The sequence below is a fragment of the Streptomyces sp. NPDC052040 genome (genome assembly GCF_044548405.1).
Lineage (GTDB): Bacteria > Actinomycetota > Actinomycetes > Streptomycetales > Streptomycetaceae > Streptomyces.
Map to the genome: position 1 here is coordinate 77,741 of NZ_JBIUBV010000019.1, position 15,211 is coordinate 92,951.

At 72.7% G+C, this 15,211-nt stretch carries 11 protein-coding genes, 4 tRNA genes and 1 pseudogene; 7 read left to right on the forward strand and 9 right to left on the reverse strand.

Features of this window, described 5'->3' with window-relative positions:
* Nucleotides 1–37 precede the first annotated feature (37 nt).
* The 5 genes from ACIHAA_RS28155 to ACIHAA_RS28175 form a co-directional block, all read right to left on the reverse strand.
* Nucleotides 38–436 carry a hypothetical protein gene (locus tag ACIHAA_RS28155; protein ID WP_399821972.1) on the reverse strand — a complete coding sequence of 133 codons (399 nt, stop codon included), beginning with the start codon at nucleotides 434–436 and terminating at the stop codon, nucleotides 38–40.
* A gap of 170 nt (nucleotides 437–606) precedes the next feature.
* Nucleotides 607–683: transfer RNA gene (locus ACIHAA_RS28160), tRNA-Phe, on the reverse strand.
* 24 nt (nucleotides 684–707) lie between these two features.
* Nucleotides 708–782: transfer RNA gene (locus ACIHAA_RS28165), tRNA-Asp, on the reverse strand.
* 36 nt (nucleotides 783–818) lie between these two features.
* Nucleotides 819–891 (reverse strand) — tRNA-Glu (locus ACIHAA_RS28170).
* Between the two features lie 227 nt (nucleotides 892–1,118).
* The gene (locus tag ACIHAA_RS28175) at nucleotides 1,119–2,786 is read right to left on the reverse strand and encodes a metallophosphoesterase (protein ID WP_399821974.1); all 1,668 of its coding nucleotides are present in this window, start codon (nucleotides 2,784–2,786) and stop codon (nucleotides 1,119–1,121) included.
* Nucleotides 2,787–2,871: 85 nt separating this feature from the next.
* On the opposite strand from ACIHAA_RS28175, the gene ACIHAA_RS28180 reads away from it, so the two are divergent.
* From ACIHAA_RS28180 to ACIHAA_RS28200, 5 genes are all read left to right on the forward strand, one after another.
* Nucleotides 2,872–3,222: a metallopeptidase family protein gene (locus ACIHAA_RS28180; RefSeq protein WP_399821975.1), complete on the forward strand. Its 351-nt coding sequence runs from the start codon at nucleotides 2,872–2,874 to the stop codon at nucleotides 3,220–3,222.
* Between the two features lie 195 nt (nucleotides 3,223–3,417).
* Nucleotides 3,418–3,948 carry a hypothetical protein gene (locus tag ACIHAA_RS28185; protein ID WP_399821978.1) on the forward strand — a complete coding sequence of 177 codons (531 nt, stop codon included), beginning with the start codon at nucleotides 3,418–3,420 and terminating at the stop codon, nucleotides 3,946–3,948.
* 243 nt (nucleotides 3,949–4,191) lie between these two features.
* Entirely contained in the window at nucleotides 4,192–6,462 is a 2,271-nt protein-coding gene (locus ACIHAA_RS28190; protein WP_399821981.1) for a DEAD/DEAH box helicase, read from the forward strand.
* A 207-nt stretch (nucleotides 6,463–6,669) separates the two neighbouring features.
* The gene (locus ACIHAA_RS28195; RefSeq protein WP_399821984.1) at nucleotides 6,670–8,205 is read left to right on the forward strand and encodes an amino acid permease; all 1,536 of its coding nucleotides are present in this window, start codon (nucleotides 6,670–6,672) and stop codon (nucleotides 8,203–8,205) included.
* A gap of 100 nt (nucleotides 8,206–8,305) precedes the next feature.
* A tRNA-Lys gene (locus tag ACIHAA_RS28200) sits at nucleotides 8,306–8,378 on the forward strand.
* Nucleotides 8,379–8,628: 250 nt separating this feature from the next.
* Here ACIHAA_RS28200 and ACIHAA_RS28205 read toward each other — a convergent pair.
* The gene (locus tag ACIHAA_RS28205; RefSeq protein WP_399821986.1) at nucleotides 8,629–9,285 is read right to left on the reverse strand and encodes a class I SAM-dependent methyltransferase; all 657 of its coding nucleotides are present in this window, start codon (nucleotides 9,283–9,285) and stop codon (nucleotides 8,629–8,631) included.
* A gap of 991 nt (nucleotides 9,286–10,276) precedes the next feature.
* Between ACIHAA_RS28205 and ACIHAA_RS28210 the strand changes: the two genes are divergently transcribed.
* Nucleotides 10,277–10,846 carry a DUF1775 domain-containing protein gene (locus ACIHAA_RS28210; protein WP_399821989.1) on the forward strand — a complete coding sequence of 190 codons (570 nt, stop codon included), beginning with the start codon at nucleotides 10,277–10,279 and terminating at the stop codon, nucleotides 10,844–10,846.
* A gap of 126 nt (nucleotides 10,847–10,972) precedes the next feature.
* Here the strand turns inward: ACIHAA_RS28210 and ACIHAA_RS28215 are convergent, their stop codons facing one another.
* Nucleotides 10,973–11,332 (reverse strand): ArsR/SmtB family transcription factor, encoded by a 360-nt coding sequence (locus ACIHAA_RS28215; protein ID WP_399821991.1) that lies wholly within the window; start codon nucleotides 11,330–11,332, stop codon nucleotides 10,973–10,975.
* A 133-nt stretch (nucleotides 11,333–11,465) separates the two neighbouring features.
* On the opposite strand from ACIHAA_RS28215, the gene ACIHAA_RS28220 reads away from it, so the two are divergent.
* Complete coding sequence (locus ACIHAA_RS28220; RefSeq protein WP_399821993.1) at nucleotides 11,466–12,806, forward strand: MFS transporter; 1,341 nt, start codon at nucleotides 11,466–11,468, stop codon at nucleotides 12,804–12,806.
* Between the two features lie 16 nt (nucleotides 12,807–12,822).
* On the opposite strand, the pseudogene ACIHAA_RS28225 reads toward ACIHAA_RS28220, so the two are convergent.
* Nucleotides 12,823–13,231: pseudogene (locus ACIHAA_RS28225) on the reverse strand ((2Fe-2S) ferredoxin domain-containing protein).
* The gene (locus ACIHAA_RS28230) at nucleotides 13,210–15,186 is read right to left on the reverse strand and encodes a heavy metal translocating P-type ATPase (RefSeq protein ID WP_399821995.1); all 1,977 of its coding nucleotides are present in this window, start codon (nucleotides 15,184–15,186) and stop codon (nucleotides 13,210–13,212) included. Before ACIHAA_RS28230 ends, ACIHAA_RS28225 begins: the two are co-directional and overlap by 22 nt.
* Nucleotides 15,187–15,211: the final 25 nt, after the last annotated feature.

Here is a 15,211-nt window from a genome sequence, read left to right on the forward strand (position 1 = left end):
GGGGCGCGGGGCCCCGGCCCCGGTTTGCGGGCGTGGGTCAGCCGGCCGGGGGCGGGGAGGCCGGGGCGGTGGGGCCCGGTGCGGTGGAGGTCGGGGCTGTCGGTGCGGGGACGGCCGGTGCGGCCGGACCGCTCGGTACGGCTGGGGCTGCCGGGTCGGTCGGTGCGGCTGACGGCTCGTGGGTGCTCTGGGCGCGGCCGATCCGGTCCTGGTTCATCGACCGGGCGGTGTTGGAGACGGCCTTGATGCCGAGATACGCGGTGGTCATGCTGCTGACGGCGGTGAAGGCCGCGGTCAGGACCCCGACGATCACCGATCTGTCGCCGTTCAGGCGCCACACCCCGAAGATCGCGACACCGGCGATCGCGAGAGTGCTGACGATCACCGCGAGCAGGCCGTAGCGAGCCCGGTCCTTCTCCAGCTCGACTTCCCCCATGGCCTTCGGCCCGCTCCCGCCCATGAACTCCCCCTCCACATGGCTGCGTCGACCGCCAGAACGTAGCGCCCAAGCGCGAACATGCCAAGCGGTGCCCCGGGGCGGGGGCGCACATACGAAGACAGCCCCTCCGGAAGATCCAGGAGAGGCTGTCTGCCCTTGCGGGGCGGTGGTGGCTGGGGCCGGGGTCGAACCGGCGACCTTCCGCTTTTCAGGCGGACGCTCGTACCAACTGAGCTACCCAGCCACGGGGTTTCACGTGAAACCCCAGCGGTCCTGACGGGATTTGAACCCGCGGCCTCCACCTTGACAGGGTGGCGAGCACTCCAAACTGCTCCACAGGACCAAGCTTGCGTACGACAGTGTCGCACACGGCGTTGCGTGCCCCCAACGGGATTCGAACCCGTGCTACCGCCTTGAAAGGGCGGCGTCCTAGGCCGCTAGACGATGAGGGCTATCGGCCCGCCTGCGCGCTTCTCAGCGCGTCGGGGACGTGAGAAGCATATGGGATCGAGTGAGGGTTCGCCAAAACGATTGAGAGGGGCGCTCGGGGTGAGGGGCGCGCCCGGCCCGTCCGGGCTGCCGGAGGAAGGCCGAAAGCCCCTCCGGAGCGGCCGGGCGCGTTGCCGACGCGGCCCGGGGCGGCGCCCGGCCGCTGTGGCGGGCGGACGGGGCGGTGAAGCTACCGGGGCGTGGGGTCTGCGGGCGGAGACGTGGGGGCTGGGGGTGAAGGTGTGGACGGGGTTGGCGACGCGCCCGGGTGGTTCTCCTTGGCCAGATGGCGGCTGACCTCCGCCGTGGTCTGGCCGAGGCCGCCGAGCCTGATCTCGTCCCAGGCCTGGAGGCGGCGGGTGTCCCGGTCCAGATAGAGGATCGAGGCCTCCACGGGGGCCGGGTACCGGTGCTCGACCGCACGCAGCCCGCTGCCGCCGGTGGAGCCCTCGATGCGCAGCCGGGTGCCGTAGCGCATGATCTCCATCCCCTCGTGGTGCAGATGCCCGGCCAGGACCAGCGGTACCTCACCGTCCGTCTGGCGGGCGGCCGTCGGCTCATGGGCGATCGCGATGTCCACGGGCGTCCCGGCGGCCTTCTGGTCGTGCAGCGCGGAGGCCAGCCGCGCCCCCGCCAGTTCCTCGGCGCGGTCCCCGCCCGGTGCCACGGAGCGGTCGGGGGTGAACTGCGGGTCCCCGATGCCCGCGAAACGCAGGCCCGCGACCGAGATCGCCCGGCCGTCGTCCAGGACGTGCACGTTCTTCAGGTGCTCCAGATACCGCTGGGTGGCGGCCGAGTCATGGTTGCCCCGGACCCAGATGTACGGGGCGCCGAGGTCCGCGATCGGGTCCAGGAAGCCGTTCTCCGCCGTCGAGCCGTGGTCCATGGTGTCGCCCGAGTCGACGATCACCTGGACGTCGTACTGCCGCACCAGGGACGCGATGATCTTCCAGCTGCTCGGGTTGAGATGGATGTCGGAGACATGCAGGACGCGGATGGTCGTCGGGTCGGGTTCGTAGGCCGGGAGCGTGGAGGTGACGTCGTACAGCTTGGTCACGTTCGTCACCAGGCGGGCCAATTCCTTCTGGTAGACATCGAATTCGGTGACGATGCTGCGGGCGTTGCCGACCAGGGACGGGGCCGAGGAGAGCAGGCCGGAGAACTTCGGTTCGAGGACCGACTGGGGATTCCAGCTGGCGTACGCCGTCGCCCCCGAGGCGGTGAGCAGCCCGAGCGCCAGTCCCCCGGCGGCCAGGGCCCGGCGGGGGCGCCGGTAGACGGCCAGGCCCAGTCCGGTGGCGCCGACGGCCACCGCCAGGCAGGAGCGGACGGCCAGGGCGGCCGCGCCGTGTTCGACGTCGCGGACGATCTCCTGCTGAAGCCCGGAGATCCGCTCCGGATGGTCGACGAGAGCCTGGGCGCGCACCGGGTCGAGCTGGTCGACGTCGACGTCGAGGCGGACGGGGGCCTCATGGCTGTCCAGCCGCAGCGCGCCGAGCGGGGACACATTGATCCTTGTGCCGCCGGTGAGGGAGGGACGCAGGGCCATGGTGGTGTTCACCGGCCCGACCGGTACCCGCACACTGCCCACGACCAGCAGGCCGAGCCAGCTGCCGAGGAGGACGACCGCGGCCATGCCGAGTGCCCGGAGCCATGGGCGCGGCGGGGAGGCGAGCACGGCGGCGGGGCGGGGACGGGGCGGGCGCCGACGGCGGCGGACCGGGGTGCCGGGTGCCTTTCGTATGCGCTTCGCGACGGCGCGTATGCGCTTTCCGGCGGAACGTGTGCGGTTCCGGGCGGCTCGTATGCGGTTCCGGGCGGCGGCAGGGACGCGGCGGACGAGGGAGGCGCGGACCATTGGTGGCGTATGCCCGTCTCACCGGGCCGATATGCGGCGCGCCCCGAGCCTCACCTCCGGGGGTGCCGTACCGGACAATGGCCCTGTGCTGGAGATGACGCGCGAGGAGTTCGAGGAACTGGTCGCCGAGGCGCTCGACCGGATCCCGCCGGAGCTGACGCGGCTGATGGACAACGTCGCGGTGTTCGTCGAGGACGAGCCGCCCGCCGGTGAACCCGGTCTGCTCGGGCTGTACGAGGGCACCCCGCTGACCGACCGCGGGGAGTGGTACGCGGGCGTGCTGCCGGACCGGATCACCATCTACCGCGGGCCGACCCTGCGGATCTGCGAGACCCGGGAGGACGTGGTCGCGGAGACCGAGGTGACGGTGGTGCACGAGATCGCGCACCACTTCGGGATCGATGACGCGCGGCTGCACGCGCTGGGGTACGGCTGAGCGCGGACAGCCGCGGCCACAGCTGCGGGCATTCGCGGGTATGCCCGGATGCGGTCCGGTATGCGACCGGAACGCACCCCTGTTCGTGTGCGATTCGCTGTGACGTGTGACGCTCTCCGCGTTGTGGGCGTGTCCTCTTGCGGGTGACGGGAGTTGGGCAGGGGGACTTTTCTTCCGCCCCGGAGGTGGCTGCCCGTGCGTGCCTGTTACGTATCCGTCCGACTGGCCGCCACGGCGCTCGCCGTCACCGCGGCCGCCGGCTGTATGAGCGTGGGCGACGACGCGGGCAGTCCCTCGCCGTCGCATCCGGCGGGGCGGCACGGCGCGGCCGCCCGGGACGGGGTTCCCGGGTGGGGCACGGGCCGCGACGGGGATCCGGGCGGGGCGGCGGCCAAGGGCGGCGCGTCGGCGTCGGACAAGTCCGGGAAGGACGCCTCCGGCTCGCCCTCCGCGTCGGCGTCCGGACGCAGCGCCGGGGCCAAGGATCCGCGGCCGAGCGGCGGTCAGTCGGCGGGCGGCGGCGGGGGCGGCGGTGCGCTGCCGCCCCCGCCGCCACCCGCCGGGGAGCCCACGCCCACCCCCACCGACGAGCCGACGCCGACCGGCCAGCCCGATCCGCCGTCCCCGACACCGACGGTCGCCGAGCCCTCCTCCTCGGCGCATGAGCAGTCCGCCCAGCTGGTGCTGCGGGAACCGGCCCCCGAGGCCGGGAAACCGGTGGCCTAGCGGGAACCGCCGTGCAGAGGGTGTGTGGTGAGGCTCACCCGAAGCGCCAGGGATTCGGTTTGCACTTGGCGGGGGCGGGTGCGTATGGTGGTAGATCGTTTGATCCCATTTGCCCGGCGCCTATAAGACGCGCCGTGTGGCGCGTACTCTCCCTAGCCGTGGCCGGACCGCATTGAGGCGGTCGATTGCGACTTCACGGATGTTTGGGCGCGTGCCGTGAACTCCGGAAGGTTCGCATTTCGCATGTCCATTGCCAGTACTGAGCACATCGTCCTGCCCGAGGACGCCGACACCACCGACACCCACGGCAGCGCCGCAGACGTCGAGGCCGTCGAAGCGGCCGAAGCGGTCGAAGCGGTCGAGACCGCAGCGGCCGAGGACGCCGCTCCCGAGATCACCTTCGCGGATCTCGGTCTGCCCGAGGGCATCGTCCGCAAGCTCGCGCAGAACGGTGTGACCACCCCCTTCCCGATCCAGGCCGCGACCATCCCGGACGCCCTGGAGGGCAAGGACATCCTCGGCCGTGGCCGCACCGGCTCCGGCAAGACCCTGTCCTTCGGACTTCCCGCCCTCGCCACGCTGGCCGGCGGCCGCACCGAGAAGAAGAAGCCGCGGGCGGTCATCCTGACCCCGACGCGCGAGCTGGCCATGCAGGTGGCCGACGCGCTCCAGCCCTACGGCGACGTCCTCGGCCTGAAGATGAAGGTCGTCTGCGGCGGCACCTCCATGGGCAACCAGATCTACGCCCTGGAGCGCGGCGTGGACATCCTGGTCGCCACCCCCGGCCGTCTGCGGGACATCATCAACCGCGGCGCCTGCTCCCTGGAGGACGTGCGGATCGCCGTCCTCGACGAGGCCGACCAGATGTCCGACCTGGGCTTCCTGCCCGAGGTCACCGAGCTGCTCGACCAGGTGCCGTCCGACGGCCAGCGCATGCTGTTCTCCGCGACCATGGAGAACGAGATCCAGACCCTCGTCGACCGGTACCTCAACAACCCGGTCAGCCACGAGGTCGACGCCGCCCAGGGTGCCGTGACGACCATGTCGCACCACATCCTGATCGTGAAGCCCAAGGACAAGGCCCCGGTCACCGCGGCCATCGCCTCCCGCAAGGGCCGCACCATCATCTTCGTGCGCACCCAGCTCGGCGCCGACCGCGTGGCCGAGCAGCTGCGCGACGCCGGGGCGAAGGCGGACGCGCTGCACGGCGGCATGACCCAGGGCGCGCGTACCCGCACGCTGGCCGACTTCAAGGACGGCTACGTCAATGTGCTCGTCGCGACTGACGTCGCGGCCCGAGGTATCCACGTCGACGGCATCGACCTGGTGCTGAACGTGGACCCGGCCGGCGACCACAAGGACTATCTGCACCGCGCCGGCCGTACGGCCCGTGCGGGCCGTACGGGCACGGTGGTCTCGCTCTCCCTGCCGCACCAGCGGCGCCAGATCTTCCGGCTGATGGAGGACGCGGGCGTCGACGCCTCGCGCCACATCATCCAGGGCGGGGCCGCGTTCGACCCGGAGGTCGCCGAGATCACCGGCGCCCGTTCCATGACCGAGGTCCAGGCCGAGGCCGCCGGGAACGCAGCTGAGCAGGCCGAGCGCGAAGTCGCCCACCTGACCAAGCAGTTGGAGCGGGTCACGCGGCGCGCCGCCGAGCTGCGCGACGAGGCCGACCGGCTGGTCGCCCGGTCCGCCCGGGAGCGCGGCGAGGACCCGGAGGCCGCCGTGGCCGCAGCCGCGGAGCGACAGGACGCCGTTGCCGAGGCGCCCGCGGGCGCCACCGAGGTGCAGCTGCCGGAGCAGCCGGCCGCCCAGGACGCCGAGCAGAGCGAGCGCCCGGAGCGTCCGGCGGGCTCGTCCTCGTACGAGCGCCGGGAGCGCCGCGACGACCGTGGCGGCTTCAACCGCGACCGCGACCGCGGCTTCGACCGCCGTGACGACCGTGGCGGCCGTTCGTTCGAGCGTCGTGACGACCGTGGTGGCTTCCGCCGGGACGGCGACCGTGACCGTCGCCCCTTCGACCGTGACCGCCGCGACGACCGCGGTGACCGTGGTGACCGCGGCGGCTTCAACCGCGACCGCGGCTTCGACCGTGACCGCCGTGACGGTGACCGTGGCGGCCGTTCGTTCGAGCGTCGTGACGACCGTGGCGGCTTCCGCCGGGACGGCGACCGTGACCGTCGCCCCTTCGACCGCGACCGCCGCGACGAGCGCGGTGACCGTGGTGAGCGCCGTGACGACCGCGGTGACCGCGGCGGCCGTTCGTTCGAGCGTCGTGACGACCGCGGCGGCTTCCGCCGGGACAACGAGCGCCGTCCGTTCGAGCGTCGCGACGAGCGCGGTGGACACCGCGGCAGCGACCGTCCCTTCAACCGTGACCGCCAGGGCGACCGCCCGGGCTTCCGCTCCGGTTCGCCCGACCGCCCGTACGGCCGTCGTGACGACCACCGCGGCACGGGCGGCGGCTTCGGCCGCCGCGAGGACAAGCCGCGCTGGAAGCGCAACGGCTGACACCCGGCCACAGCAGCACTGAGCGCCGCGCCCCCGCCCCGGATCCCGGGCCGGGGGCGCGGCGTTTTCCGCGTCCCCGCCCGCCTCCGCAGATGACGCAGGCGACCCCCGTGCCACGACGCCCCCCTGCCCACTCCCGTCCACCCCTGTCTGTCCCTGTCACCCCTGTGACGCATGCCGTGCGGTGCCCCTGGGAAACGCTGGGACATGACAAAGGACGTACGACCGAACGGCCCGTCCGACGAAGAACGGCTGGCCCAGCTCGGCTACACACAGGTACTCGCGCGCCGGATGTCGGCGTTCTCCAACTACGCGGTCTCCTTCACGATCATCTCCGTCCTCTCCGGCTGTCTGACGCTCTATCTCTTCGGGATGAACACCGGCGGCCCCGCCGTGATGATCTGGGGCTGGGTCGCCGTAGGGCTGATGACGCTGTTCGTCGGCCTGTCGATGGCCGAGATCTGCTCGGCGTACCCGACGTCCGCGGGCCTGTACTTCTGGGCCCACCGGCTGGCGCCACGGCGCTCGGCGGCGGCCTGGGCCTGGTTCACGGGCTGGTTCAACGTGCTGGGCCAGGTGGCGGTGACGGCGGGCGTCGACTTCGGCGCCGCGTCCTTCCTGGGCGCCTATCTCAATCTCCAGTTCGACTTCGAGGTCACGCCCGGCCGCACGGTCCTGCTCTTCGCGGCGATCCTCCTGCTGCACGGCCTGCTGAACACCTTCGGCGTCCGTATCGTCGCCCTGCTCAACAGCGTCAGCGTGTGGTGGCACGTGCTGGGCGTCGCGGTGATCGTCGGCGCCCTGGCCCTCGTACCGGACCACCATCAGTCGGCGTCCTTCGTCTTCACGCACTTCGTGAACAACACGGGCTGGGGCAGCGGCGCCTATGTCGTCCTGCTGGGCCTGCTGATGGCCCAGTACACCTTCACCGGCTACGACGCCTCCGCCCATATGACCGAGGAGACGCACAACGCGTCCACGGCCGGTCCCCGCGGCATCGTGCGCTCCATCTGGACGTCCTGGGCGGCCGGTTTCGTCCTGCTGCTGGGCTTCACCTTCGCCATCCAGTCCTACGACAAGGAACTGGCGTCCCCGACCGGCGCGCCGCCCGCCCAGATCCTGCTGGACGCCCTCGGCGCCACCACCGGCAAACTGCTGCTGCTCGTGGTGATCGGTGCGCAGCTGTTCTGCGGGATGGCCTCGGTGACCGCCAACAGCCGCATGATCTACGCCTTTTCGCGCGACGGGGCACTGCCCTTCTCGCGGGTGTGGCACACCGTCGGCGCGCGCACCCGCACCCCGGCGGCCGCGGTGTGGCTGGCGGTGGCCGGCGCGCTGGCCCTCGGCCTGCCGTATCTGATCAATGTCACGGCGTACGCGGCGGTCACCTCGATCGCGGTGATCGGCCTCTACATCGCCTACGCCCTCCCCATCCTGCTGCGGGTGCGCCGGGGCGACTCCTTCGAACGCGGGCCCTGGCACCTGGGCCGCTGGTCGCGGACGATCGGCTGGGTGTCCGTGGCGTGGGTCGCGGTCATCACGGTCCTCTTCATGCTCCCGCAGGTCTCCCCGGTCACCCGGGAGACCTTCAACTACGCCCCGGTCGCCGTCCTGGTCGTCCTCGGCTTCGCCGCCCTGTGGTGGCTGGCCTCGGCCCGGCACTGGTTCCTCAACCCCCAGCACGAACGCACCCTGGCCCGCGAGGCCGCCCGCGCCGGGGCCCCGGAACCGGTCGATCCGTAGCCCTCCCGGCCACCCGCACGGCCCACTTACGGCCCGGCTCCCCGATACCCGATCTACGAGACGCCCGCGTCCGGCTATGCTCGGGGAGGCAACAACACCTGGGCCCTTAGCTCAATTGGCAGAGCAGTGGACTTTTAATCCATTGGTTGTGGGTTCGAGTCCCACAGGGCCTACCGGTGCGGGGAAGGGGATTGCCCCCCCTCTGACCTGCTACGCGGCGCCCGGGTCGGCTTCGGTCGGCTCGGGCGCTGTCTCGTTTTCGGGCACTTGCGTGAGCGGCTGCGTCCTGCGGACCGACTGCGGCCCGGGCGGACGGTTCAGCAGCTGCCGGGCGGGAGCGGGGATCGGCTACGCGTCTTCTCGGAGCCCCATCAGGCGGCAGGGCGCGTACGCCGGTCGCTCTCGGTGGCACCTCCTCCGCGCTCACACGTCAGCGATCAGGGCATACCGCTCATCGTCCACCGGGGCGCCCCACAAGTCCGGGTCACTGCCCAGCGGTTCGATACGCACGTCGGCGACCAGCGGACGTACGGCAGCGGCCAGGTCCTGCGCGCTGATTCCGCCGTTCCACGGCAGGGACTCGGCACCGGCCACATACGGCACATCACGCAGGCCCGACTCGCGCCACCGCCCCTCGACCAGCACCAGCCGCCCACCGGGCCGCAACCGTGCCACCCACGCGTGCAGCGCGGCCTCCGGTTCAGGCAGCGTCCACACCAGATGTCGCGACACCACGGCGCCGAACCGCTGTTCCCCGGTCGGGGGCACCATGGCGTCACCGACCAGGAAGAGGCCCGGGAGCGCTGCGCCCTGAAACTTCGTGCGCGCCTGCTCGACCATCCGCGGCGCCAGGTCGACCCCGGTGACCCGGTGTCCGGCCTCGGCCAGGAGCAGGGACAGCGATCCGGTGCCACAGCCGATGTCGAGGACGTCGTCCGGGCCGGTCGGCAGCCAGGTGTGCAGGAGCCGGGCCCAGGCGGCCCGTGTGCGGTCGGCTCGCAGCCCGTGGCCCGGCTCGTCGTCGAAGGCCGCCGCGGCGGCATCCCAGTAGGCGGCGATCGAAGCGGTCCTGTCAGTCATCTCCTGATCTTGTCAGTGGCCACTGACACTCCGGACACGCAGCGGCGGTGCCGGTTCTCACCGGCATCCTCCGGCGCATCGACCGCTGTGCGCTGCCGCGGCGCATGGCGTGTTCCCCGATGATGGACAGACCATGACCGAGCCGCGAACGACGACGCACCAGGCGCCGCTGCCCCTCCTGCGGGCAGCCGTGTTCGCGACCGTCGGGACGGTGCTCGGCGTGAGCGCCCGTCATCTGGTCGCCGGGGGACCGGTTCCGTGGCGGCAGGGCGCGGCGGCGATGGCCGCGCTCCTCATGGTGGGTCTCGTCGGCGCACGGAGGCGTCGGTCGCTGGGCGTGGTGGTGGCGACATGCGGTCTTGCCCAGGCGTGGCTGCACTCCTGGTTCATGGCCGACCACTCCGACGGCAGGCCGGAGTCGGTGAGGTCCGGGCCCGCGCACATGCACCACGCGGTCGGCGCCCATGAAGTCTGGCACGAACGGTTGCACGCCTCGTCGGCGCTGACGGTGGCGCACGCCGTGGCCGCGCTCCTGGTCGGTGTGCTGCTGCATCGTGGGGACACCGTGTGCTGGTCGCTCGCGCGCGGGCTGACCGCGGTGGTCGCGGCCGTGCGGGTACCGATCTCCAGGGCGCTTGCCCTGTTGGACAGCCGCCGATCACGGGTCCGGTTCCCCGCGCCACTGCCTGCTGCGTCATGGCTGGACAGGCCGCCGCCCCAGGGGGCGGTGCTCGCGGATGTGATCGTGCGGAGGGGCCTCCCCGGGCGGGCCTCGCCTTCGCCTTCTGACCCCGCGGGGACGGCGCTTGGTGCGACCCCGCGCTCCCTCATGCCTGGAGACACACGTATGTTCCATGCCCTGAAGCCCCCCGCACGGCCCGGCGTCTGGCCTTCGCCACCGCCGCCACCGCCGGCACCCTCCTGCTCGCCGCGGTACCGGCCGCCGCCCACGTCGAGGTCGAGTCCGAGAAGGCGCAGGTTCTCGCGGCGAATGCCGAAGTGGCCTGCGAAGCCGAGTCGGAGTTCACGACCGCCGGGATCACTCAGAATCCGTGTCGTCCTGCCCAAGGGCATCGACCCCGCCGATGTGACCTACCAGGACGGCCCAAAGGGCTGGAAGTTCACCGCCGGCGCCGACGGCTGCACCATCGGCGGACCGGCGTTGAAGACCGGTGAGAACGCGAGGTATTCGGTCCTCGTGAAGCGGCTTCCCGACGTGAGGGAACTGGCGTTCAAGACGCTCCAGTCCCACAGCGACGGCCGGGTGGACCGCTGGATCGCGCTGGACGAGGGCGCCGAGAACCCCGCGCCGGTCCTCGAACTCGGTGCTGCCGTGCCCGGCGCCCGGGCCACTGGTTCACCCGGCGCTTCGGCGTTCGCGCCCGCGTCCGCGTCACCGGCCGGGCAGGGCGCGGAGCCGTCGTCCTCTCCTGCCGCAGAGGCGAAGAAGGACGACGACGGCGGGGTGCCGACGGGCGCCTGGGCCGGCATCGGTGCCGCGGCACTCGCCGTCGTCGCGGTGGTCTTCGCCGTCCGCCGCAGGTCGGCCGCCCGGCGGTGACCCGCGCGGACGGGTAGGCACAGAATCGGCCCCCCGCCGACCCGCTCTCGCGCGGGCCGGCGGGGGGCCGTGGCGTTCGGGCCGGGCGCGTGCCCGGCCGCGGGTGCGGGCGGGAGGCAGGGGGACTCAGTCGTGCGGTGCCGTGCCGCTCACGCGGTGGTCGGCGTGGCTGAGCGCCTCCACGACCAGGCGCCGCAGATGCCCGTCGCTGAGCCTGTAGTACACGTGCCGTCCCTCGCGGCGCGTCTCCACGAGTCCGGCAAGCCGCAGCTTCGCCAGGTGCTGGCTGGTCGCGGTCCGTGAGGCGGCGCACTGCTCTGCCAGCGAGCCGACATCGGACTCTCCTTGCGCGAGCAGCCACAGCAGATGGAGCCGGGTCGGGTCGGACAGTAGCGCGAAAACCTCGGTCGCCTCGGCGAGACGCGTGCTGTCCGGGGGGCGCAGATGCGCGCCAGGCGCAGTTGGCGAGGGTTCGCGAGCCGGCATGCACACAGGGTAGAGGCCGGAGCGCACGGCCGGGTCGTCCGGCCACGGCTGGAAACAAACATGTGCGCAGATGCGCACCTATAGGTAGAGTGGGGGTGGACGACTCGCCCGACTTCGGCCCAGGGATCGCCGCATGTTCTCGGTGCTGCGCAACCGCACCTACCGCCACCTGTTCACCGCCCAGGTCATCGCGCTCGTCGGCACGGGTCTGGCGACGGTGGCACTCGGGCTGCTGGCGTACGACATCGCGGGTGCCGACGCCGGCTCCGTGCTCGGTACCGCGCTGGCGATCAAGATGGTGGCGTATGTGGCGATCGCTCCGGCGATCGGCGCGGTCGCCCACAGGCTGCCGCGCCGGACGCTCATGGTGGGCGCGGACCTGACCCGTGCGGCGGTGGCGCTGATGCTGCCGTTCGTGGACCAGGTGTGGCAGGTGTACGTACTGATCTTCCTGCTGCAGGCGGCATCGGCCGCGTTCACCCCGACCTTCCAGGCGGTCATCCCCGACGCGCTGCCCGCCGAGCGCGACTACACGCAGGCCCTGTCCCTCTCCCGCCTCGCCTACGACCTGGAGAGCCTGTTCAGCCCGGCACTGGCCGCAGTCCTGCTCTCGGTGATCACATACAACTGGCTCTTCCTCGGCACGGTGGCCGGGTTCCTGGCATCGGCGGCTCTCGTGGTCTCCGTGGTGCTGCCGAAGCCCGCCGCGCCGACGGAGCCGCCCGCAGGGGGCGTGTATGCCAGGGCCACCGCCGGCAGCCGCCTCTTCTTCGCGGCCCCGCAGTTGCGTGCCCTGCTCCTGCTCAACCTGGCGGTGGCGGCGGCGAGCGCGATGGTCACCGTCAACAGCGTCGGGTACGTCCGCGACCACCTGGGCCGCAGCGCGGCCGACGTCTCCCTGGCGCTCGGCGCCTACGGCGCTGGTTCGATGGTCGTCGCGCTGCTGCTGCCCCGCGTCCTTGACCGGGTGTCCGACCGCACGGTGATGCTGCGCGGCGCGCTGTTCCTGACCGTCGTCTTCGCGGGACTCGGCGCGCTCACGGCGGCGGGCGGCGGAGGCTGGCGCTGGCCCGTGCTGCTGCTGACCTGGGCCGCCTTCGGCGCTGCCTGCTCGATGGTGCTGACCCCGACCGGACGGCTGATCCGGCGCTCCGCTCCGCCCGAGGAGCGCACGTCCGCCTTCGCCGCCCAGTTCTCCCTCTCCCACAGCTGCTGGCTGCTGACCTATCCGCTGGCGGGCTGGCTGGGGTCGGTCGCGGGCCTTCAGTCGGCCGTGGTCGCGCTGGGCGTGATCACGCTGGTGTCCGGGGTGCTGGCGGTGCGGATGTGGCCGTCGAGGGAGGCGGCGGGTGTCGAGCACGAGCACACCGGCCTCGACCCCGGCCACCCGCACCTGAGGGGCGCCGAGCAGGCGGAGCGGGGCTGGCGGCACAGCCACCATGTGCTGGCCGACAGCCTGCACGCCCCTCGCTGACGCCCTGGGGCGGTGCTCAGTCCTCGACGGCGCGCCGTACGCGCCCGGACGGTGGGAACGCGTAGCGGCCGACGAGTTCCGGGCCGCTCGGAGATGCCCGGGCCTGCCGCCCGGGCCCGGGCCACGATGCCGGCCGTCGCGTCGGGGCCGTTGACCAGCCCGAGCCACAGTGGCCGGGCTCCCGCGGTCCGTCCGGCCGGGGACGGCTGTACGACGACGTTGGCGTGCTCGCAGGCGTCGAGGCAGCCGACCGCGCGGACCTGCGCCACCGTGCCCAGTCCGGTCTTGAGCGCGGCGAGCCGGGCGGCGTGGTCGATGCCCGGGACCTCGGGTGTGCCGCACCCCCTGCCCACGATGACCGTGCACCGGGGCGCCCCGGTGCCTCGCGGTGCCTTGCGGTGGCTCACTCGGCGGCCCGCTTCCAGGCCGCCTCGCGCAGCAGCCGCAGTCCGTTGAGGCCGACGATGACGGTGGAGCCCTCGTGACCCGCCACACCGAGGGGCAGTGGCAGGTGTCCGGCGAGATCCCAGACGACCAGCGCGGCGATGAAGACACTCGCGATGACGAGATTCTGGACGACCAGTCCGCGGGCCCGGCGGGACAGGGAGATCACGGCGGGCACCGTGGTGAGTTCGTCGCGGACGACGACCGCGTCGGCGGTCTCCAGCGCCAGGTCGGAGCCCGCCCGGCCCATGGCGACACCGGTGTGCGCGGCAGCCAGGGCCGGGGCGTCGTTCACGCCGTCGCCCACCACCATCACCCTGCGGCCCATCTTCTCGAACTCCCTGACCGCGGCCACCTTGTGCTGGGGCAGCAGGGCCGCCCGGACGTCCCCGATACCGACCTCGGCGGCGAGACGGCCGGCGGCTCGCGGATTGTCGCCGGTCAGCAGCACAGGTGCCGTGCCGGTCAGGGAGGTCAGCGCGCCGACGGTGCGAGCCGCGTCCGGCCGCAGCCGGTCGGCGACGCCGAGGACACCCACCGGTGCGCCGTCGACCACGACCAGCACGGCCGTCCGGCCCTCCGCCTCCAGCGCGGCGGCGACGACCGCAGCCCGCGCGGAGGCCCCGCTCGTGGCCCCGTCCAGCAGGCGGCCCGGTGCGCCGACCGCGACCACATGCCCGTCGACGGTGGCTCTCACGCCGACGCCAGGGGTGGAGTCGAAGTCCTCCGCCACCGGCAGTTCCAGCCCGCGGTCGTGCGCCGCGTCCAGGACGGCCCGCGCCAGCGGATGCTCGCTCGGGCGCTCCGCGGCCGCCGCCCAGGCCAGCAACTCGCCCTCGGACACGCCGGAGCCGGCCAGCGGGCGCAGGTCGGCCACGCGCGGGGTGCCCTCGGTCAGTGTGCCGGTCTTGTCCAGCGCCACCGCGTCGACCTGCCCCAGCCGCTCCATCACCACCGCCGACTTGACCAGGACCCCGTGCCGTCCGGCGTTCGCGATGGCCGACAGCAGGGGCGGCATGGTCGCCAGCACGACCGCGCACGGCGACGCGACGATCATGAAGGTCATCGCCCGCAGCAGTGACCCGGTCAGGTCCGCCCCGAGGGCGAGCGGCACGAGGAACACGGCCAGGGTCGCCGCCACCATGCCCAGCGAGTAGCGCTGCTCGACCCTCTCGATGAACAACTGGGTGGGTGCCTTGGTCTCGGACGCCTCCTCGACCATGCGCACGATCCGGGCGATCACCGAGTCCGATGCGTCCCGCTCGACGCGCACCCGCAGGGCGCCGGTGCCGTTGAGGGTGCCGGCAAAGACCTCGTCGCCCTCCTCCTTGGCCACCGGCAGCGGCTCACCGGTGATGGCCGCCTGGTCGACCTCGCCGGCGCCGCCCACCACACGGCCGTCGGCGCCCACGCGCTCCCCGGGACGCACGAGGACCGTGTCGCCGACGGCCAGGTCCTCGACGGCGACCCTCTCCTCGCCGTCGCCGTCGGACAGCCGGGTGGCCGTGGCCGGGGACAGGTCGAGCAGGCCGCGCACCGAGTCGGCCGTACGGGCCGTTGCCAGAGCCTCCAGCGCACCCGAGGTCGCGAAGATGACGATCAGCAGGGCGCCGTCCATGACCTGTCCGATCGCCGCCGCCCCGAGCGCCGCGACGACCATCAGCAGGTCGACGTCCAGGGTCCTGTCCCGCAGCGCCCGCAGGCCCGCCCAGCCGGGCTCCCAGCCGCCGGACGCGTAGGTCAGCGCGTACAGCGGGCCCCAAGCCCACGCCGGGGCGCCCGCCAGCTGCAACACGAGCGCCACCAGGAACAACACCGTGGCCGTGGCGGCCCAGCGGGCCTCGGGCAGGGCCAGGGCACGGGTGCGTCGTGGCGGTGCCTCCGCCGTCAGGGCGAGGGCGTCCCGGTCGGCCGGAGGAACGGTGAGTGTCGTCACGGGAATGCGGATCCTTCACAACGGC

Excerpts from the sequence above, each read along its gene's own strand:
- ACIHAA_RS28215 (WP_399821991.1), bottom strand. The coding sequence starts at position 11,332 with ATGCCGGCTCGCGAACCCTCGCCAACTGCGCCTGGCGCGCATCTGCGC.
- ACIHAA_RS28175 (WP_399821974.1), bottom strand. The coding sequence starts at position 2,786 with ATGGTCCGCGCCTCCCTCGTCCGCCGCGTCCCTGCCGCCGCCCGGAAC.
- ACIHAA_RS28205 (WP_399821986.1), bottom strand. The coding sequence starts at position 9,285 with ATGACTGACAGGACCGCTTCGATCGCCGCCTACTGGGATGCCGCCGCG.
- ACIHAA_RS28190 (WP_399821981.1), top strand. The coding sequence starts at position 4,192 with ATGTCCATTGCCAGTACTGAGCACATCGTCCTGCCCGAGGACGCCGAC.
- ACIHAA_RS28155 (WP_399821972.1), bottom strand. The coding sequence starts at position 436 with ATGGGGGAAGTCGAGCTGGAGAAGGACCGGGCTCGCTACGGCCTGCTC.
- ACIHAA_RS28220 (WP_399821993.1), top strand. The coding sequence starts at position 11,466 with ATGTTCTCGGTGCTGCGCAACCGCACCTACCGCCACCTGTTCACCGCC.
- ACIHAA_RS28210 (WP_399821989.1), top strand. The coding sequence starts at position 10,277 with ATGCCGAAGTGGCCTGCGAAGCCGAGTCGGAGTTCACGACCGCCGGGA.
- ACIHAA_RS28195 (WP_399821984.1), top strand. The coding sequence starts at position 6,670 with ATGACAAAGGACGTACGACCGAACGGCCCGTCCGACGAAGAACGGCTG.